This window comes from Streptomyces tremellae (genome assembly GCF_039540215.1).
GTDB lineage: Bacteria > Actinomycetota > Actinomycetes > Streptomycetales > Streptomycetaceae > Streptomyces > Streptomyces tremellae.
Map to the genome: position 1 here is coordinate 34,975 of NZ_BAABEP010000005.1, position 18,044 is coordinate 53,018.

The window sequence follows — 18,044 nt, forward strand, 5'->3', positions numbered from 1 at the left end:
ACACCAATCCGTGTAGGGTGAGGGCATGAGCGACGGGTTGATTGCCACCGAGCTGTTCCCCGACCGGCTGACCGGTGAGCTGGCGCAGCGCGTGCTGGCGATGGGGGCGGGCAAGCGGCTGCCGAGCGAGCGCCGGATGGCGGAGGAGCTCGGTGTCAGCAGGACCGCCCTGCGGGACCGGCTGACCCACCTGGAGTCGCTCGGGGTGCTGGAGCGCAGGACCGGCTCGGGGACGTATGTCCGCGGTGTGCGGCCCGACACGGTGACCGAGGCGCTCGGCCTCGGCCTGCTGGCCTCGCACCTGACCTTCGCCTCGCTGTACTCCGTGCGCGTCGCGCTGGAGCGGCAGGCCGCGTACGAGGCCGCGCTCGCCGGGGACCCGGTGAAGACCGCGCACATGGCCGCCGCGGTCAAGCGCATGGAGGCGACAGAGGACGGCCAGGAGCTGTACGAGGCCGATGTCGCCTTCCACCGGGCCCTGTTCACCGCGTCCTGCTCGCCCGCGCTCGAATTCTTCGCCGACGCGCTCTCCGGCGTCCTGTCCCGCTCGGTCCAGCAGCGCCAGCAGCACATCATGCGGATGACCGGCGACATCGGGCACATGCGGCAGCTGCACCGGGACATCCACCTCGCCGCGGCGGCGGAGGACCCGGAGCGCGCCATGCGGGCGGTCGACAGCCACTTCGTCTGGCTCGACCAGGGGCTCGGCGGCGGCCGGGAGAGCGGCTGAGGGAGGGCCGTCCCCGGCCGCGGGGTCAGGCCGAGGCCGCCCGGTGGCGCTCGGCCAACTCCCGGTACAGCGCGGCGTTCTCGCTGATGCGCAGCGCCTCCTCGGGGCGCAGCGGGCGGCGCGTGCCGCCCGGCACGCCCACGACGAGCGAGCCGGGCGGCACCACGGTGTCCTCGGGGACCACCGCGCCGGCGGCGACCAGGCTGCCGGCGCCGATCCGGGCCCGGTTCATCACGACGGCGGCCATGCCGATCAGGCAGTCGTCCTCCACCGTCGCGCCGTGCACCACGGCCGTGTGCCCCACCGAGACCCGGTCCCCGATCACGGTCGGACAGCCGGTGTCGTTGTGCACCACCGCGTTGTCCTGGAGGTTGGAGTCGCGGCCTACGGTGATCGGCGCGAGGTCCGCGCGCAGCACCGCGCCGTACCACACCGAAGAACCGGGGCCCACGGCCACCGCGCCGAGCAGCCGGGCGCCGGGCGCGATCCAGGCCTCCGCGTCGGTGGCGGGCCGGCCCTCGCCGAGCGCCAGCAGGTACGGGCCGTGCGGGTGCGAGCTGTTCATGGTGGGTCCTCGGAAGTCGGGGCGGCTCGGATGCATCATCGGCGCGAGCGGGCCCGCGCGCCAGCGCGCGGGAGCGGAAAACGGGCCGCCTTCCTCCGCCGTGGAGAGGAAACCGTCTCGTGGCGCACACGCGCCCGGGTCCCGCGGGGCGTCCCGGCGGGCTCAGGGCCCGTCCGCCGCGGCCGGCGGGATCAGCCGGGCCCGGTCCCGCCGTGCCGTCTCCCGCAGGTGCTCGCACACGACGCTGACGCGCTCGGTGGTGAGCAGGCGGGAGGGCACGATCATCCAGAACGTCCGCCGGGCGCGCACCTCCTCGTGCAGGACCGGCAGCATCCGCGGGTCGTGGTGGGCGAGGAAGCACGGCACCAGGCCGAGGCCGACTCCGCCCGCCGCGCCTTCGAGCTGCGCGAACAGGTTGGTCGTACGGAAGACGATGTTGGCCTGCGCCGCGATCTCCTCGGCGCTGCGCAACTCGGGCAGGTCGAGCAGGGACTCCACGAACCACACCAGATCGTGGCGCGCGAGGTCGGCCGGCGTCCGCAGCGGAGGCCGGCCCGCGAGGTACGACCTGCTGCCGTAGAGCCGCAGGTCGTAGTCGCACAGACGGGTCACCTGGTAACCGGGTCGGGTCGGCCTGTTGATGGTGACGGCGATGTCGAACTCGCCCACCGCGTAGCTCAGCAGCTGGCTGCTCGTCACCAACTCGACCTCGATGGACGGGTGCTCGGCTCGCAGGCGCGCCAGACCCGGGGCGATGATCTTCGAGCCGAAGCCGTCGGTGGCCACGATCCGCACCGTGCCGCGCGGGCTGTGCTCCCGTCCGGTCACGGCCGTGCGGGCGGCCTCCGACTCCGCCTCGATGCGCTGGGCGTACGGCAGCAGCCGCTGGCCGGCCGCGGTGGGGGTCCAGCCGCCCGCCGTCTTGTCGAACAGCCGTGCGCCGAGCCGCTTCTCCAGTGCCACGACCCGCCTGCGGATGGTCGTGTGCTCGACCCCCAAACGCTCGGCGGCCAGGGTGAGCCGCCCGTAGCGGGTGAGGGCCAGGAAGTAGCGCAGGTCGTCCAGGTTCATGGTGTGCATCTTTGCACATTGGTCATGCAGAGTTTTGTCTTGCCTGTGCAGCAAGTCGCTGTCGATAGTGAGGGGCGGGACAGCCGCTGTCCTCTCCAACTACCAGCGAAAGCAGGCGCGATGAGCATCGTCGGGTTCGTCGGACTGGGCAACATGGGGCGGCCGATGGCCGCGAACCTCGCCGCGGCGGGGCACGAGGTGCGGGGCTTCGACGTCGTACCGGAGGCACGGGAGCGCGCGGCCGCGCAGGGCGTCACCGTGGTGGGATCCGCCGAGGCCGCCGCGGACGGGGCCGACGCGCTCATCACGATGCTGCCCAAGGGCGCACACGTCCGTGGTGTGCTCCTGGCCGACGGTGGCCCCCTGACCAGGCTCGCCGCGGGCGCCGTCGTCGTCGACGCGTCCTCCATCGACGTCGCCACCTCGCGCGACGTGCACGAGGCGTGCAAGGCCCTGGGCATCGAGGTCCTCGACGCGCCCGTCTCCGGGGGCGTCGCGGGAGCCACCCACGGCACCCTCACCTTCATGATCGGCGGGGCGGAGAGCGCACTCGCCCTGGCGCGCCCCCTGCTCGAGGTCATGGGCGGACGGCTCATCGAGGTCGGCGGCGCCGGGGCAGGGCAGGCCGCGAAGGCGTGCAACCAGATGGTGTTCGGCGCGAGCCTCGTGGCGCTCGCCGAGGCGTTCGTCCTGGCCGACCGGCTCGGCCTCTCCGCGCGCAACCTCTTCGACGTACTCAGCACGTCATCGGGCAACTGCTGGGCGCTCACCAACTTCTGCCCGCGTCCCGGTCTGGTCGAGGGGTCGGCCGCGGACAACGGGTACGTGGCGAAGTTCGCCGCCGCCCTGCTCGCCAAGGACCTCGGCCTCGCCGCCTCCGCGGCCGAGAGCGTCGGGGTCGACCTCGCGGTCGGCGGCGCCGCACGGCGCCGGGTCGACGAACTCGCCGCGAGCGACGGCACGCTCGACGCCTCGGCCGTCATCAAGGCCGTCGAGGCCATCGACACCGCCGCCTGAGGACCGCACCCCGGGAGGCCGCGCCTGCGACCCGCCGGCCGGGACCCGCACGCGGGGCCCGCACGCGGGACCCGCACCTGACGCCCGCGCCCCGGCCCGCGCCGCCCCGGTGTGACGGGACGGGGCCCACCGGCCGCGGGCCCTCGACACACCGCACACGACACACGCAAAGGAACTGCCATGGCCGACAAGGCGACCACTCCGCGCGAGCACCCCCACCTGGTGGACGGCCAGTGGGTCCCCGCACGCGACGGGCAATGGATCGACGTCGAGAGCCCCCGCAACCGCGAGGTCATCGCACGCGTCCCACGCGGTGGTGAGAAGGACGTACAGGACGCGGTCGCCGCGGCGGGACGCGCCTTCCCCGGCTGGCGCGACACCGCCCCCCGGGCCAGGGGCCGCCTGCTCCAGCAGATCGCCGACACACTGGAGCCGGAGGCAGAGCGCATCGCGCGCCTCATCTCCGAGGAGAACGGCAACGCCCTGCGGACCCAATCGCGCGGTGAAGTGACCTTCGCCGTCGACGTGTTCCGCTACTTCGGCTCCGTCGCCGGCGAGACCAAGGGCGAGACGATCCCGCTCGGCGCCAAAACCCTCGACTACTCAAGGCGCGAACCGCTCGGCGTGGTCGGCGCGATCGTCCCCTGGAACGCGCCGGTCCAGCTCGCCGTCATGAAGATCGCCTCCGCGCTCGCGGCCGGCAACACCCTCGTGCTGAAGGCCGCCGAGGACGCGCCGCTCGCCGTCCTCGAAATCGCCCGCGCCTGCCACGCCTACCTGCCGCCTGGCGTCCTCAACGTACTCGTCGGATACGGCACCGAGGCCGGTGAGGCCCTGATCACCCACCCCGACGTGCGCAAGCTGTCGTTCACCGGCTCCACGGCCGTCGGCCGGCGCGTCATGGGCGCCGCCGCGGAGCGCATCGTCCCCGTCTCCCTCGAACTGGGCGGCAAGAACCCGCAGATCGTCTACCCCGACGCCGACGAGGACTGGGTCGCCGCGGGCACCGTCACCGGCATGCGCTTCGTACGCCAGGGCCAGTCCTGCACCGCCGGGTCGCGGCTGTTCGTCCACCGCTCCATCGCCGACTCCTTCGTCGAGAAGGTCGTCGCCAACCTCCGTACCCTGACGGTGGGCGACCCGCTGGACGAGGCCTCGGACATCGGTGCCATCGTCAACAGGAAGCAGTACGACCGCGTGTGCGGCTTCATCGACGAGGGCCTCGGCCACCGGGGCGCCACGGTCGCGCTCGGCGGCCGGCCGCCCGCGGAAGGGCCGCTGTCCGAGGGCTACTTCGTGGAACCCACCGTCTTCGTGGGCGTCGACAACGAGTGGCGGATGGCCCAGGAGGAGATCTTCGGACCCGTGCTGTGCGTCATCCCCTGGGACGACGAGGACGAGGTCATCCGCATGGCCAACGACACGCACTACGGGCTCTCGGCCTTCGTGTGGACCCACGACATCGGGCGCGCGCTGCGCGCCGCCCACGCCATCGAGGCCGGCTGGGTGCAGGTGAACCAGGGGGGCGGCCAGGTACTCGGCCAGTCCTACGGCGGCTACAAGCAGAGCGGCATCGGCCGTGAGTTCTCCCTCGAAGGCATGATCGAGAGCTTCACCCAGCGCAAGCACGTCTCCGTGGACATCAGCCGGTGAGCCGGCCCCCCGGCGCGCGCACACAGGGCCCCCGCACACAGGGCACGCGCACCGCGCCCCCGGCGCGGCACACCGCGGGCGCCCCCGACGCCGTCGTCGAGGCGGTACGGGCCGCCCTGTCCGAGGACCCGCCGCCGGCCGGGACCGTCGACCGCGTGCACCTCGCGAGGCTCGACGGGACCGCCGTCGTCACCCTTGCGGCGCCCGCCTCCCACAACGCACTCACCCTGGGGAGCTGGAAGCGCCTCGAAGAGGTCTTCGGGCAGTTGGCCGGCGACCGCGGGCTGCGCGTCGTCGTGGTCCGCGGCGCGGGGGACAGGGCGTTCGCCGCGGGCGCGGACATCACGGAGTTTCCGCACACCCGGCTGACGGCCGCCGACGCCACGGAGTACAACGAGTCCATCGCCCGCGCGCTGCGCTCCGTGGAGCGGCTGCCCGTTCCCGTGGTGGCGGCCGTACGGGGACTCGCCGTGGGCGGCGGCTGCGAACTGGCCGCCGCCTGCGACATCCGCATCGCCACCGAGAGCTCCCGGTTCGGCATCCCCGTCGGCAGGCTCGGGGTGATCCTCGGCTACACGGAGACCACGGCGCTCGCCCGCACGATCGGCCCCGCCGCCCTCAAGTACCTGCTGTTCTCCGGTGACCTGGTGGACGCCGAGACCGCCCTCGGCCTGGGGCTAGCCCAACGGGTCGTCCCCGACGCGGAGTTCGAGGCAGAAGTCGCCGGATTCGTGGCGGGCGTCCACCGCCAGTCCGCGATCACCATGCGGGCCGCCAAGCTCGTGACCGGTATGCACGGACGGCCGCTGACCGCCGCCGACAGCGAACTCCTCTCCCGGCTGACCGTCGAGGCGTATGAGGGGGACGACCTCAAGGAGGGCGTCGCCGCGTTCCGCGAACGCAGGCCCGCCGACTTCGGCCGGACGCGCGGGCCCCGCGCGTCCGGCGCCGCGGACGCACCGCACACCCACGCAACCGTGAAAGAGAACTGACATGGCCGCACTCGACGGAATTCGCGTCGTGGACATGAGCCGCTACCTCTCAGGGCCCACCCTGACCATGCTCCTCGCCGACCTGGGCGCCGACGTCGTCAAGATCGAACCGCTGCCGGTGGGCGACCCGGCCCGCCAGTCGGGCCCGTTCCAGGACTCCGAGAGCGTCTACTACATGGCCTCCAACCGGAACAAGCGCAGCGTCGCACTCGACCTGCGCAGCGCGGAGGGCATGCGGACCTGCCGTGAACTCGTGCGCACCGCGGACGTGTTCGTGCAGAACTTCAAACCAGGCACGGCCGAGAAGATGGGCCTGGGCCCCGACGACCTGCGCACCCTCAACCCCGGCCTCGTGTACGTCGGGCTCAGCGGCTTCGGCCGCCGCCCGCCCGGCTCCGAGCTGCCGGGCTTCGACCAGACGGCCCAGGCCATGTCCGGGCTGATGAGCGTCACCGGCACCCCCGCGACGGGACCGCTGCGCGTGGGCATCGCCGTGGCCGACTCGGCGACCGGTGTGTTCGGCGCGGTCGGCGTCCTCGCGGCGCTCTACGAGCGCGAACTCACCGGCGAGGGCGCGGTGGTCGAGGGCTCACTGATGCAGTCCATGCTCACCCTGCTGTCGTACCAGGCGCAGAAGTACCTGAGCCTCGGCATCGTGCCGGGCCAGGACGGCAACGACCACCCCATCATGTTCCCCCAGGGCACCTTCCGGACGTCAGACGGTGCCATCACCCTGGCCTGCGGCAACGAGAAGATGTGGCACAGGCTGTGCGACGTGCTCGGCCTCGGGCCCCTCGCCGGCGACCCGCGGTTCGCCGACAACGCCGCCCGGATGGAGAACCGCGGCGAACTGCGGCGCCTCATCGAGGAGGTGCTCGCGCGGCGCACCACCGCCGAATGGCTTGACGAGGTCGGCCGTGCCGGGGTGCCGTGCGGGCCCGTGCTGACCGTGGACGAGGCGCTCGACCACCCCGTCACCCGGGGCCTCGGCATGGTCGCCGAGACCGAGCACTCCCTGCTCGGAGCCATGAAGGTGCTCGGCCAGCCGGTCAACGTGAGCGGCAGCGGGGAGGGCTGGCTGCGCCGCCCGCCGCCGATGCTCGGCGAGCACACCCGCGAGGTGCTGACCGAGGCGGGCTACGACGAGGCGGCCGTCGACGCGCTCCTCGGCTCAGGGCGGGCACGACAGTGGACGTCCCCCTCATGAGTCCTGCCGCCACCGGCGGGCGCACCAGGGTGGCGCTGTTCGGCACCTGCCTCGCGGACACCCTGTACCCGGGGACCCTCGTCTCCGTGGTGCGGCTTCTCGAACGCCTCGGCTGTGACGTCGATTTCCCGATGGGCCAGACGTGCTGCGGACAGATGCACTACAACACCGGCTACCGGCCTCCCGCCGCGCGCCTCGCCGCGGCGCTCGACACCGCGTTCGGGGAACACACCGCCGTGGTCACACCCTCCGGCTCCTGCGCCGCGATGGTCCGGGACGTCCACCCGGGGCTCGGCGTCCCGCAGTCCGGACTGCCCGGCAAGATCTACGAGCTCTCCGAATTCCTCGTCGACGTGCTCCACGTGACCGACGTCGGAGCGTACTTCCCGCACCGCGTCACCTACCACCCCACCTGCCACTCGCTGCGTATGCTCGGAGTGGGGGAGCGACCGCTGCGGCTCCTGCGCGCGGTGCGCGGCATCGAGCTGGTGGAGCTCGAAGAGGCCACCGCTTGCTGCGGCTTCGGCGGCACCTTCGCCGTCAAGAACCACGAGACCTCGGGCGCCATGCTCGGCGACAAGATGCGCCACGTCCTCGCCACCGGCGCCGAGGTGCTGACGGCGGGCGACCGCTCCTGCCTCATGCACATCGGCGGCGGCCTGTCCCGGCTGCGCACGGGCGTGCGCACCCTGCACCTCGCCGACATCCTGGCGTCCACGGAGGAGGAGCCATGGCGCGCAACCCGGTGACCTGGCTCGGCACGCCTGCCTTCCCGGAGGCCGCGCACACGGCGCTCGCCGACTCCCAGCTGCGCGGCAACCTGCGCCGCGCCACACACACCATCAGGGACAAACGTGCGGCCGCCGTCGCGGAACTCCCGGACTGGGAGAGGCTGCGGCGCGCGGGAGAGGCCATCAAGGACAGCACCCTGGCCCGCCTCGACGTGCATCTGGAGCGCCTTGAGGCCGCCGTGACGGCACGGGGCGGCACCGTGCACTGGGCCAGGGACGCGGCGGAGGCCAACGCCACCGTACTCCGCATCGTCAGGGCACAGGGCGCCCGCGAGGTCGTCAAGGTCAAGTCCATGGCCACGGCCGAGACCGGGCTCAACGAGACGCTCGCCGAGGGCGGTGTCACCGCCGTCGAGACCGATCTCGCCGAACTCATCGTTCAGTTGGGGCACGACCGGCCGTCCCACATCCTTGTCCCCGCGATCCACCGCAACCGGGCGGAGATCCGGGACATCTTCCGCAGGGAGATGCCGGACGCGCCCGCCGACCTGCCCGCGGAGCCGCACGCCCTCGCCGAGGCCGCGCGACGGCACCTGCGGGAGCGGTTCCTCAACGCGAAGGTGGCCGTCTCCGGCGCCAACTTCGCCGTCGCGGACACCGGTTCCGTCATGGTCGTCGAGTCCGAGGGCAACGGCCGCATGTGCCTCACCCTGCCCGAGACCCTCATCACCGTGATGGGCATCGAGAAGCTGGTGCCGAGCTGGCGGGACCTGGAGGTGTTCCTGCAACTGCTGCCCCGCTCCTCGACCGCCGAGCGGATGAACCCGTACACCTCGGTGTGGAGCGGTGTCACTCCGGGCGACGGCCCCCGCGCCTTCCATCTCGTCCTGCTCGACAACGGCCGCACCGCGACCCTCGCGGACCCTGTCGGCCGACAGGCGCTGCGCTGCATCAGGTGCTCCGCCTGCCTGAACGTCTGCCCCGTCTACGAGCGCACCGGCGGCCAGGCCTACGGCTCCGTCTACCCCGGCCCGATCGGGGCGATCCTCACCCCGCAGCTCGTCGGCGACCCGCACGACAAGCAGGCGTCCTCGCTGCCCTACGCGTCCTCCCTGTGCGGCGCCTGTTTCGAGGCCTGCCCCGTCAGGATCGACATCCCGGCCGTCCTGACCCACCTGCGGGCCCGCGCCGTGGAGGCCAAGCCCGCCGCCGCGCCTGAGGCGCTCGCCATGGCCGCGCTCGCCAGGGTCTTCGAGCACCCACGCGTCTACGAGAGGGCGCAGCGCGCCGGCGGGCTCCTCGGCCGCCTCGCCCGGGACGGTACGCTCAGCCGGCTGCCCTGGCCCGGCTCGTGCTGGAGCGCGGCGCGCGACCTGCCCGCGCCTCCTGCGGAGTCCTTCAGGGCCTGGTGGCGGCGGCGGGAGGGCGCGTCGTGAGCGGCCGGGAGCACGACGGTGCCAGGGCCGAGGTGCTCGCACGGGTCCGCGCGGCCCTGGCCGACCGGCCCGAGCCCCCGCCCGTCCCCAGGGAGTACGACACCTCGCGTGCTTACGGCGATCTCGTGGAACTCGCCCGCGGGCGCATCGAGGACTACCGCGCCACGGTCCTGCGCGTCCCGGCCGCGCGCCTCCCGCACGCCGTCGCCGACCTGCTGGCGCTGCGCGGCTCCCGCCGGGTCGTCGCGCCGCCCGGCCTGCCTGGGGAATGGTGCTCGGGGGCCGACGCGGCGGGGGTCACCTGGCTGCGGGACCGGCCGCCCCTGACCCTGGCGGAGCTGGACGGCGCCGACGCCGTCCTGACGGGATGCGCTCTCGTGATCGCGGAGACGGGGACCCTCGTCCTCGACGGCGGCCCCGGCCAGGGCAGACGCGCGCTCACCCTCGTACCCGACCGGCACCTGTGCGTCGTGCGCCCCGGACAGATCGTGGCGACGGTGCCCGAGGCCATGGCGAGACTTTCGCCGGCCAGGCCGCTGACCTTCGTCTCCGGGCCCTCCGCGACCAGCGACATCGAACTCGAACGGGTGGAGGGCGTGCACGGCCCGCGCACGCTCGACGTCCTGCTCGTGGACGGCCCTGCGGACGCCTGACCGGGCCGGATCAGCACAGAGGCCCCGGGGTGGATTGTGGATCCAGGGTGTCGTCGCCGTATCATCGTCGGCAGACCGCCCGCACGGAAGTGCGGGCGGGACAGCCGACGCATGGGAGGCGGACAGATGTCCGGGCCGGACGCCGATTTCACCGATCGCACCGAACCCGTTCTCGGTGAGCTGCCGCCGCGCGACACGACGGCTCTCGTGCGCGCGGTGCGCGACCGGCTCCGGCTGGCGATCAGCCTGGAGGAGATCCCCTCGGGCACCCGCCTCAACCAGGTCGCCGTGGCGAAGCAGCTCGGTGTGAGCCGCATGCCGGTACGCACGGCGATCAGCGAACTCGTCTCCGAGGGGCTGCTCGAAATGGTGCCAGGAGGCGGCGTCGCCGTGCGCTCGCTGACCCCGGGCGACCTGCTGGACGTCTACGAGGTGCGCGAGGCGATCGAGTCGCGCGCGGTGCGCAGGGTGGCCCAGCTGCGCCCCGCGGACGGGCTGGCGCGGATCGAGCAGGTGGTCTCCACCCACAAGCCGCGCGTCACCGGCTACGGCGCCGCCGAACTTTTGGCCGCCGACCGGGAGTTCCACATGGCCGTACTCGACGCCACCGGCAACGAGTACTTCCGCCGCGCCCTGGTGCCCGTCTGGTCCATCGTGGAGCGCGGCATGGTGCGCTCTCTGCACATCACGGACGTCTTCACCGGCGCGTGGGACGAGCACGAGGCGATCGCCGAGGCCCTGCGCGCGGGGGACGCGGGCCACGGCGAGCAGCTGCTCCTGCACCACCTGCGCAACGCGTCGAGCAAGCTCGCGCAGACCATGCCGACGAGCTCGCCCGACGAGACCTGAGCGGCGCGGGAGGGGGAGGCGGCCGGCCGCCTCCCCCTCTTCTCGGCCTTTCCCGCGGTACGCGCGGGCCGGGGTCCGCAGTGCCCGAAGGCCTGGTCACCCCTCCTTGAGCGGGGCGGTCGCGATGACGGGTGCCGGTGTGGTGGCGGGCGCGGGTCGCGCGGCGAACCGCTCGACCGCGAGGGCCGCGAGCGCCCCCGCCAGCAGGAAGAACCCGAGTATGTACAGTCCGCCGCGTGCGGACCCGCCGTCGGACGCGGCCCCCACGACGATCGGCCCGATCAGCCCGCCGAGGCTCCCGAACAGATTGACGAGACCGGTCACGGGCCCTGCCTGCTCCGCCGGGACGAACTGCAGCGCCCAGGCCCACCACGGGCCGAAGGGCGCGTACACGCCGACCGCTGTGATCAGCAGGCACACCAGCTGGAGCGGCAGGGCGGCCGGCAGGACGTGCTGGGCGAGCAGCGCGGCCGCGCCGACGAAGAGGGCGGGTACCACGAAGTGGGCCTTGGGCCTGCTGGAGCGGTCAGCGGCACGTGAGTTGAGGAGCATGGCGGCGGCCGCGGCGGCGAACGGGATGACGGAGAGCCAGCCGACCGCCTCCATGCCGCGCGACGAGAGCTGCTTGAGCACGGTGGGCAGCCACAGGCCGAAGCTGTAGAAGCCGGTCAGCCACAGGAAGTACACCAGGCTGCACGCCCACACCACCGGCGAGGTCAGCGGCCGCAGCACGGACTGGCGCCGGGCGGCCGGGTCGGGCGCGGCCCGGTTCTCGACGATGAAGGTGCGCTCGGCGGGGGAGAGCCGCCGGTCCTGCTCCGGGCTGTCGCGGAGGAACAGCAGTACGGCCGCGGCCAGGACGAAGGCCGGTACGCCCTGGACGATGAACATCGTCTGCCAGCTCCAGGTCTGGATGAGCCAGCCGGCCGAAGGGGCCATCACCAGGGACGAGGCGGGCAGCGCGAGCAGGGAGAGCCCGGCGGCGCGGGCGCGTTCGTTCACCGGGTACCAGCGGACGAACAGGACGGCGAACGCGGGCCAGACGACGCCCTCCGCGAGCCCCATGAAGACACGGGAGACGATCAGCGGTGTGACCGAGCCCGACCATGCCTGGGCGAAGGCGGTGACGCCCCAGACCAGCAGTGAACCCGCGATGATCCGGCTGGGACTCGCCTTGGACGCGAGCCAGCCGCCGGGGACCTGGGTGACGACGTAGCCCCAGAAGAAGGCGGACAGGATGACTCCGGTCGCCGCCCCGGTGAGGTGCAGCTGCTCGGAGACGGAGGGCGCCGCGACGCTCACGTTGGCGCGCTCGGCGAACGCGGTGAAGTACACGAGGAAGAGGAGGAGGCCGGTGCGGCGCCAGCGGGCGTTCGGCACTCCGGAGGGTGGTGCGGCGTGTGGTGCGGGTCGTTCGGTGTGTGACACGGCAGTTCAGCTCCCTTGATGGGCCACCGTTCGCGGGGTTCTCGTCGACCGCTGTTGTGTTGCGCTGTATCCCTTGTGGAAAATTAACCTGTATGTATCCTGGACTCTGGATCCACGAGCGATGAAGCTAACAACGGATGCGGACGTCGTCAATGAATGCAGCCGAAAGACCTGTCGATCGTCCCAGCTCAGAGCATCCGGCCTCGAACTCCTCGGCGGATCAGGGCCGCAGGCCCTCCTGAACCGCAGCACCGCCCCTGGTCGAACGGCTCCCCGCGCTGTCCGGGAGCCGGTACTCCGGCGCAACACGCCCGTCACACTGACGTCTTCGCGCCCGCCTTCCCATCCACCGGAGCCTCCCCTCCGTCAACTCCCGCCCCACGTCCGAAGAAAAGGTGGCGTACACACCGATGGCCCAGAACGCCGTGATCGACAAAACGAGGACCGTGCCGCAGGGCACCCGGCCGGCCGTGGTGGACTGCGACGTCCACCCCGTACTCCCCTCGCCCGACGCACTCCTGCCCTACCTCGACGAGTACTGGGGCGACCAGTTGGTCGCCGCGCTGTCACCGTCGTACGAACCCAACTACCATCCACGCGGCTCGGCGATCGCCCAGCGCCCCGACGCCGCGACCGGTCCCGACGGCCGCGCCGCGACCCGCCCCCAGGACCTGACCGGCGACGTCTTCGCGGACGGCTTCGCCGACTTCGCCATCCTCAACTGCCTCTACGGAGTGCAGCAGATCCACCAGCCGCGCCGCGAACAGGCCCACACCCGCGCCCTCAACTCCTGGATCGCCCGCGAGTGGCTGGACCTGGACCCGCGGCTGCGGGCCTCCATCGTGGTGCCCCAGGGCACACCGGAGGCGGCGGCCGCCGAGATCGAGCACTGGGCACACGACAAGCGCTTCGTCCAGGTGCTGCTGCTCGGCCAGTCCGAGCTGCTGTACGGACGCCAGGTCAACTGGCCCATCTGGGAAGCCGCCGAGCGGGCAGGACTGCCCGTCGCGATCCACATCGGAGGGGTGTTCCGGCAGGCCCCCACCTCGGTCGGCTGGCCGGCCACCCACCTGGAGTGGTACGTCGGCCAGCAGTCCAACCTGGAGGCGCAGCTCAGTTCCATCGTCTCCGAGGGAGTCCTGCAGAAGTTCCCCGGCACCCGGATCGTCGTGTCCGAGGTCGGCTTCAACTGGCTGCCGCCCTACCTCTGGAAGTTCGACAAGCTCTGGAAGAGTTACCGGCCCGACATCCCCTGGGTCGACCGGGCCCCGTCCGAACTGATCAGGGAACACGTCAAGTTCACCACCAGCCCGTCGGACGGCGCCGAACTCGCGGGAAACCTCGACAAGACCGTCGAGCGGATGGGCTCCGACGAACTCCTCGTCTACTCCAGTGACTACCCGCACCAGCACCACACCGCACCCCGCGCCATCGAGGGCGGCACCCGCGACGCGGCGCTGCTCGACCGGATCTACCGGCAGAACGCGTGGGACCTGTACCAGCTCTCTGTCCCCACCGCAGGAGAGGCGGCCTGAAGCATGACCATCCTCGAACACCCCGCCACCCTCGGCCGGCCCGTGGTCGACACCGGCGTCATCGACGTCGACATCCACCCCGTTCCGCTCCCGGGCGCCATCGACTCCTACCTGCCGGAGCGCTGGCGCAGGCACGTGCGCGAGTACGGCTCCCGCACCACCAACGGCCTCCAGAACAACGGCGAATACCCGCAGATGTACGGCGGTGCGATGCGCGCCGACGCCTGGCCGGAGACCGGCTACCCGGGCTCCAGCCTGAAACTCATCCGCGACCAGCTGCTCGACCTGCACAACGTGCAGCTCGGCGTGCTCCAGTGCATCGCCCCCGGCGGCCAGACGCTCAACCCGGCGAGCCAGGCGCTCAACCAGGAACTCGCCCACGCCCTCGTGCGCGCCATCAACGACTGGCAGCTCGAACACCTCGTCTACCCCGAGCCCCGGCTGCGCGCCGCCATCCCGGTGCCGTTCGAGACCGCCGAGTACGCCGTCGCGGAGATCGAACGCGTCGGCTCCGACCCCGGGGTCGTCGCGGTGCTCGGACTGAGCAAGACCCTGGAGCCGCTGGGCAACCGGCGCTACTGGCCGATCTACGAGGCGGCCGTCGCGCACGGGCTGCCGATCCAGTTCCACCTGTCACAGGGCGGCGGCAACCCCAACACGGGCACCGGCTGGACCTCGTACCACACCGAATACCACGTCGGGCACGTCCAGAGCTTCCAGTCGCAGATCCTCAGCCTCATCCTGAGCGGCACCTTCGATCGGTTCCCCGACCTGAAGGTGATGTTCGTCGAGGGGAACGTGGCGCACTTCGTCCCCCTCGTGCAACGCCTCGACTACCACTGGGCCAATCTGCGCAGCGAGGTCCCCGACCTCCAGCGCCGCCCGTCCGAGTACGTCCGCGACCACGTCTGGGCCTCCACCCAGCCGATCGACGAGCCGGAGAACCCGGAGCACCTCGCGGAACTGATCGAGGAGTTCTGCCCCGACAACGTGCTTTTCGCCTCGGACTACCCCCACTTCGACTTCGACTCGCCGGAGACGGTCTTCCCGCACAGCTTCCCCGACGAGCTGCGGGACAAGCTGCTGCGCACGAACGGGCAGCGCTTCTTCGGCCTGGAGGTCACGGACCGATGACCAAGTACGTGGTGGCCACGTCCACCGAGATCGGCGAGGGCGAACGGAAGATCGTCGAGCTGGAGGGCCGCTCCGTCGGCGTGTTCAACGTCGAGGGCGAGTACTACGCCCTGCTCAACCAGTGTCCGCACGCGGGCGCCGAACTCTGCTCCTACGGCACGGTGTTCGGTGTGTCGAAGGCAGAGGTGCCCGACGGCTCGATCGTGTACGAACGAGGGCGCTCCCTGCGCTGCCCCTGGCACCAGTGGGAGTACGACATCAGGACGGGGGAGTCCTGGTACGACCCGCGCGGCGCGCGGGTGCGCAAGTACGAGGTCGAGGTCGTCCCCGGATCCCCCGAGGACGTTGTCGACCCCGCGGGCGGACCCCAGAAGGGCCCCTACGTGATGGAGGGTTACGCCGTGACGCTGGAGGGCGACCTGGTCGTCGTCGACACCAGCAGGCGCAGGCCGGGCACCCGCCGGCACCGGGAGCGCACCCCGGGCGAGGGAGGCGGGGGACCGGGCGCCCCGGCGCCCCACGCCGAAGCCGGCCGCGCGTAGCCGGCCCCCTCGCCCCTGCCGGGCCGGCGCGCGGCGCCGACCGCACCGGCGCCCCCGGCCCGGCAGGACGCCCCGCCCCCTCTCTCACGTACGGATGGCACCGATGGCACACGCGAAGACAACCGCCTCGTCCGCCCTGGCCGAGACCCGAACGGTGGTGACCGGCATCGCCACCGAGGCCGACGGCGTGGTCTCCGTCCGGCTGGCCGCGGCCGACGGCGGCCCGCTGCCGGCCTGGGAGCCGGGCGCCCACATCGACCTCCTCCTCTCGCCCGGCATGGAACGGCAGTACTCACTCTGCGGCGACCCGGAGGACACCGGCGGCTGGCGGGTCGCCGTGCTCCGGGAGCCGGAGAGCCGCGGCGGTTCCCAGTACGTGCACGAGAAACTCACCGTCGGCGACCACCTCACCTGCCGAGGACCGCGCAACAACTTCCCCCTGGTGGAGGCCGGCGCGTACCTGTTCATCGCCGGAGGGATCGGCATCACACCCCTCCTCCCCATGGCCGCGGCCTGCGAGGCGGCGGGACGGCCCTGGCGCCTCGTCTACGGCGGACGCACCGCCGCCTCCATGGCCTTCACCGGGCACCTCGCCGGGTACGGCCCGCGGGTGGAACTCTGGCCCCAGGACACCAGGGGACTCATCGACCTCGGCACCCTGCTCGCCGAGGCGCGCGACGACACGGCCGTGTACTGCTGCGGACCGCGCCCCCTCCTCGACGCCGTCCAAGGCGCCTGCGCCCACTGGCCCGAGGGCGCCCTGCACGTCGAGCGCTTCCGGCCGAGGGCAGGCGCGCTCGACGGACGGAACACACCCTTCCAGGTGGTGCTGGAGGAGTCGGGACTCGAACTGACCGTCCCGGCCGACCGCAGCGTCGTCGACGTGCTGGAGGAGGCCGGTGTGCGGGTGCCCACCTCGTGCAGGGAAGGCACCTGCGGCACCTGCGAGACCGTCGTGCTCGAAGGCACCCCCGACCACCGCGATTCGTTCCTCACACCGCAGGAGAAGGACTCCGGCGAGGTCATGATGGTGTGTTGTTCACGTGCCCTCGGCGACGTCCTGGTCCTTGACCTCTGAGCGCCCGCCGCACCGGCGGAAAGGAGCGGGACCTGCCATGGGGACGGAGAGCGGCGGCCCGGGTGCGGACACGGTGCCGGAACCGGGTACGGGCGGTGCGGCGCGACCCGAGGCACGTACCCGCGGAAGACGCGGACGACGCGGCCGGCTCGGCACTCTGCCGGCCGTGGTCGGGCCGGCGTTCGTCGCGTCGGTGGCCTACCTCGACCCGGGCAACTACGCGACCAACATCCAGGCGGGCGCCCGGTACGGCTACCTCCTGCTGTGGGTCGTCCTCTGCGCGAGCCTGTGCGCGATGCCCGTGCAGTACCTGTCGGCGAAGCTCGGCACGGTCACCGGACGCACCCTCCCCGAGCTGGTCCGCGCCCGCTGCCCGCGGCCCGTGGCGCACGGCCTGTGGATCCAGGCCGAGGCGATGGCGATGGCCACCGACGTCGCCGAGTTCCTCGGCGCCGCCATCGGCCTGCACCTCCTGCTCGGCGTCCCCGTGTTTCCCGCCGGACTCCTGACCGGTGTTGTGGCGCTCGGCCTGCTCGCGCTCCAGTCCCGGGGCCGGCGCGCGTTCGAAGGCGGCATCATCGCCCTGCTCGCCGTGGTCTTCGCGGGCTTCGCCTACGAGGTGGCACGTGTGCGTCCCCCGGCCTCCGACGTGCTGCACGGGCTGCTGCCCTCCCTGAGCGGCGGCGACTCGGTGTACCTCGCGGTGGGCATCGTCGGCGCGACCGTCATGCCGCACGCCGTGTACCTGCACTCGGGCCTCACATCCGCCCGGGCGGCGGCGCTGCGCGGCACACCGACCGGGCGGGTGCTGCGCGGCGAGCGCGTGGACGTGCTCGTGGCGCTGGGGCTCGCGGGAGCCGTCAACATGGCGATGCTCGCCGTCGCCGCGCGCCTCTTCCACGTACCGGGGCTCGAAGGGATCACCGACCTGGAGGCGGCGCACCACGCGCTCGGCCGGCTCCTCGGCCCGGCGGCCGCGGCCGTGTTCGCCGTCGCACTTCTCGCCTCCGGCCTCTCCTCCGCAGGGGTGGGGACATACGCGGGACAGGTCGTCATGTCGGGCTTCACCGGGCTGCGGCTGTCCCCGGGGATCCGGCGCCTGGTCACCATGGTGCCCGCGCTCGCGGTCCTTGCCTCGGGCGCCGACGCGACCGCCGTGCTCGTGCTGGGCCAGGTCGTCCTGTCCTTCGGCATCCCCTTCGCGCTCGTCCCCCTCGTCCTGCTGACCTCGCGCCGGGACGTCATGGGTCCCTACGCGAGCGGAGCCGTGGCCAAGACCGCGGCCTGGGCCGTGGTCTGCGTGGTCAGCGCGCTGAACGTCTTCCTGATCGCACGGCAGTGGGCCGGCGGCTGACCGCCGCGCGCCCCGCACCAACCACCCGAGCACCCCTCACCCACACAGACGGAGGCCGGCCGCAGCGAG

Annotated in this window: 17 protein-coding genes; 14 read left to right on the forward strand and 3 right to left on the reverse strand. The window is 72.5% G+C overall.

Features of this window, described 5'->3' with window-relative positions; translation table 11 throughout:
• The first annotated feature begins 25 nt into the window (after window positions 1-25).
• A complete protein-coding gene (locus tag ABEA77_RS06065; RefSeq protein ID WP_345642252.1) occupies window positions 26-730 on the forward strand; it encodes a FadR/GntR family transcriptional regulator in 705 nt (234 codons plus the stop codon).
• Window positions 731-755: 25 nt separating this feature from the next.
• Here ABEA77_RS06065 and ABEA77_RS06070 read toward each other — a convergent pair whose 3' ends face one another.
• Together ABEA77_RS06070 and ABEA77_RS06075 are read right to left on the reverse strand one after the other, a co-directional pair.
• Window positions 756-1,295, reverse strand: a complete 540-nt coding sequence (locus tag ABEA77_RS06070) for a gamma carbonic anhydrase family protein (RefSeq protein WP_345642255.1) — start codon at window positions 1,293-1,295, stop codon at window positions 756-758.
• Window positions 1,296-1,457: 162 nt separating this feature from the next.
• Window positions 1,458-2,375: a LysR family transcriptional regulator gene (locus tag ABEA77_RS06075; protein ID WP_345642258.1), complete on the reverse strand. Its 918-nt coding sequence runs from the start codon at window positions 2,373-2,375 to the stop codon at window positions 1,458-1,460.
• A 111-nt stretch (window positions 2,376-2,486) separates the two neighbouring features.
• Between ABEA77_RS06075 and mmsB the strand changes: the two genes are divergently transcribed.
• From mmsB to ABEA77_RS06115, 8 genes are all read left to right on the forward strand, one after another.
• Window positions 2,487-3,383 (forward strand): 3-hydroxyisobutyrate dehydrogenase, encoded by an 897-nt coding sequence (gene mmsB, locus ABEA77_RS06080; RefSeq protein ID WP_345642260.1) that lies wholly within the window; start codon window positions 2,487-2,489, stop codon window positions 3,381-3,383.
• Between the two features lie 180 nt (window positions 3,384-3,563).
• Window positions 3,564-5,036 carry an aldehyde dehydrogenase family protein gene (locus ABEA77_RS06085; RefSeq protein ID WP_345642262.1) on the forward strand — a complete coding sequence of 491 codons (1,473 nt, stop codon included), beginning with the start codon at window positions 3,564-3,566 and terminating at the stop codon, window positions 5,034-5,036.
• Window positions 5,033-6,028, forward strand: a complete 996-nt coding sequence (locus ABEA77_RS06090; protein WP_345642265.1) for an enoyl-CoA hydratase/isomerase family protein — start codon at window positions 5,033-5,035, stop codon at window positions 6,026-6,028. Before ABEA77_RS06085 ends, ABEA77_RS06090 begins: the two co-directional genes overlap by 4 nt.
• A gap of 1 nt (window position 6,029) precedes the next feature.
• Window positions 6,030-7,235, forward strand: a complete 1,206-nt coding sequence (locus ABEA77_RS06095) for a CaiB/BaiF CoA transferase family protein (protein ID WP_345642268.1) — start codon at window positions 6,030-6,032, stop codon at window positions 7,233-7,235.
• Window positions 7,232-7,984, forward strand: coding sequence for a (Fe-S)-binding protein (locus ABEA77_RS06100; RefSeq protein WP_345642269.1), 753 nt, complete (start codon window positions 7,232-7,234; stop codon window positions 7,982-7,984). Before ABEA77_RS06095 ends, ABEA77_RS06100 begins: the two co-directional genes overlap by 4 nt.
• On the forward strand, window positions 7,966-9,402 hold the full coding sequence (locus ABEA77_RS06105; protein WP_345642272.1) for a lactate utilization protein B: 1,437 nt from the start codon (window positions 7,966-7,968) through the stop codon (window positions 9,400-9,402). Before ABEA77_RS06100 ends, ABEA77_RS06105 begins: the two co-directional genes overlap by 19 nt.
• Window positions 9,399-10,055 carry a LutC/YkgG family protein gene (locus tag ABEA77_RS06110; protein WP_345642274.1) on the forward strand — a complete coding sequence of 219 codons (657 nt, stop codon included), beginning with the start codon at window positions 9,399-9,401 and terminating at the stop codon, window positions 10,053-10,055. Before ABEA77_RS06105 ends, ABEA77_RS06110 begins: the two co-directional genes overlap by 4 nt.
• Before the next feature lie 126 nt (window positions 10,056-10,181).
• The gene (locus ABEA77_RS06115) at window positions 10,182-10,904 is read left to right on the forward strand and encodes a GntR family transcriptional regulator (protein WP_345642277.1); all 723 of its coding nucleotides are present in this window, start codon (window positions 10,182-10,184) and stop codon (window positions 10,902-10,904) included.
• 96 nt (window positions 10,905-11,000) lie between these two features.
• On the opposite strand, the gene ABEA77_RS06120 is transcribed toward ABEA77_RS06115, so the two are convergent.
• On the reverse strand, window positions 11,001-12,284 hold the full coding sequence (locus ABEA77_RS06120; protein WP_345642279.1) for an MFS transporter: 1,284 nt from the start codon (window positions 12,282-12,284) through the stop codon (window positions 11,001-11,003).
• A 458-nt stretch (window positions 12,285-12,742) separates the two neighbouring features.
• Here ABEA77_RS06120 and ABEA77_RS06125 point away from each other — a divergent pair, with 458 nt between their 5' ends.
• The 5 genes from ABEA77_RS06125 (at window position 12,743) to ABEA77_RS06145 (ending at window position 17,975) form a co-directional block, all read left to right on the forward strand.
• Complete coding sequence (locus ABEA77_RS06125; protein WP_345642281.1) at window positions 12,743-13,867, forward strand: amidohydrolase family protein; 1,125 nt, start codon at window positions 12,743-12,745, stop codon at window positions 13,865-13,867.
• A gap of 3 nt (window positions 13,868-13,870) precedes the next feature.
• Window positions 13,871-15,001, forward strand: coding sequence for an amidohydrolase family protein (locus ABEA77_RS06130; protein ID WP_345642284.1), 1,131 nt, complete (start codon window positions 13,871-13,873; stop codon window positions 14,999-15,001).
• Entirely contained in the window at window positions 14,998-15,543 is a 546-nt protein-coding gene (locus tag ABEA77_RS06135) for a Rieske (2Fe-2S) protein (RefSeq protein ID WP_345642287.1), read from the forward strand. Before ABEA77_RS06130 ends, ABEA77_RS06135 begins: the two co-directional genes overlap by 4 nt.
• A gap of 103 nt (window positions 15,544-15,646) precedes the next feature.
• Window positions 15,647-16,621, forward strand: coding sequence for a PDR/VanB family oxidoreductase (locus ABEA77_RS06140; RefSeq protein WP_345642290.1), 975 nt, complete (start codon window positions 15,647-15,649; stop codon window positions 16,619-16,621).
• Window positions 16,622-16,658: 37 nt separating this feature from the next.
• The gene (locus tag ABEA77_RS06145; protein WP_345642293.1) at window positions 16,659-17,975 is read left to right on the forward strand and encodes an Nramp family divalent metal transporter; all 1,317 of its coding nucleotides are present in this window, start codon (window positions 16,659-16,661) and stop codon (window positions 17,973-17,975) included.
• Window positions 17,976-18,044 lie beyond the last annotated feature (69 nt).

Bases quoted from the DNA above. Each gene is read 5' to 3' on its own strand.
- ABEA77_RS06130 (WP_345642284.1), top strand. From the start codon at position 13,871: ATGACCATCCTCGAACACCCCGCCACCCTCGGCCGGCCCGTGGTCGAC.
- ABEA77_RS06075 (WP_345642258.1), bottom strand. From the start codon at position 2,375: ATGCACACCATGAACCTGGACGACCTGCGCTACTTCCTGGCCCTCACC.
- ABEA77_RS06115 (WP_345642277.1), top strand. From the start codon at position 10,182: ATGTCCGGGCCGGACGCCGATTTCACCGATCGCACCGAACCCGTTCTC.
- ABEA77_RS06125 (WP_345642281.1), top strand. From the start codon at position 12,743: ATGGCCCAGAACGCCGTGATCGACAAAACGAGGACCGTGCCGCAGGGC.
- mmsB (WP_345642260.1), top strand. From the start codon at position 2,487: ATGAGCATCGTCGGGTTCGTCGGACTGGGCAACATGGGGCGGCCGATG.
- ABEA77_RS06145 (WP_345642293.1), top strand. From the start codon at position 16,659: ATGGGGACGGAGAGCGGCGGCCCGGGTGCGGACACGGTGCCGGAACCG.
- ABEA77_RS06100 (WP_345642269.1), top strand. From the start codon at position 7,232: ATGAGTCCTGCCGCCACCGGCGGGCGCACCAGGGTGGCGCTGTTCGGC.
- ABEA77_RS06085 (WP_345642262.1), top strand. From the start codon at position 3,564: ATGGCCGACAAGGCGACCACTCCGCGCGAGCACCCCCACCTGGTGGAC.
- ABEA77_RS06095 (WP_345642268.1), top strand. From the start codon at position 6,030: ATGGCCGCACTCGACGGAATTCGCGTCGTGGACATGAGCCGCTACCTC.
- ABEA77_RS06135 (WP_345642287.1), top strand. From the start codon at position 14,998: ATGACCAAGTACGTGGTGGCCACGTCCACCGAGATCGGCGAGGGCGAA.
- ABEA77_RS06105 (WP_345642272.1), top strand. From the start codon at position 7,966: ATGGCGCGCAACCCGGTGACCTGGCTCGGCACGCCTGCCTTCCCGGAG.
- ABEA77_RS06070 (WP_345642255.1), bottom strand. From the start codon at position 1,295: ATGAACAGCTCGCACCCGCACGGCCCGTACCTGCTGGCGCTCGGCGAG.
- ABEA77_RS06140 (WP_345642290.1), top strand. From the start codon at position 15,647: ATGGCACACGCGAAGACAACCGCCTCGTCCGCCCTGGCCGAGACCCGA.
- ABEA77_RS06065 (WP_345642252.1), top strand. From the start codon at position 26: ATGAGCGACGGGTTGATTGCCACCGAGCTGTTCCCCGACCGGCTGACC.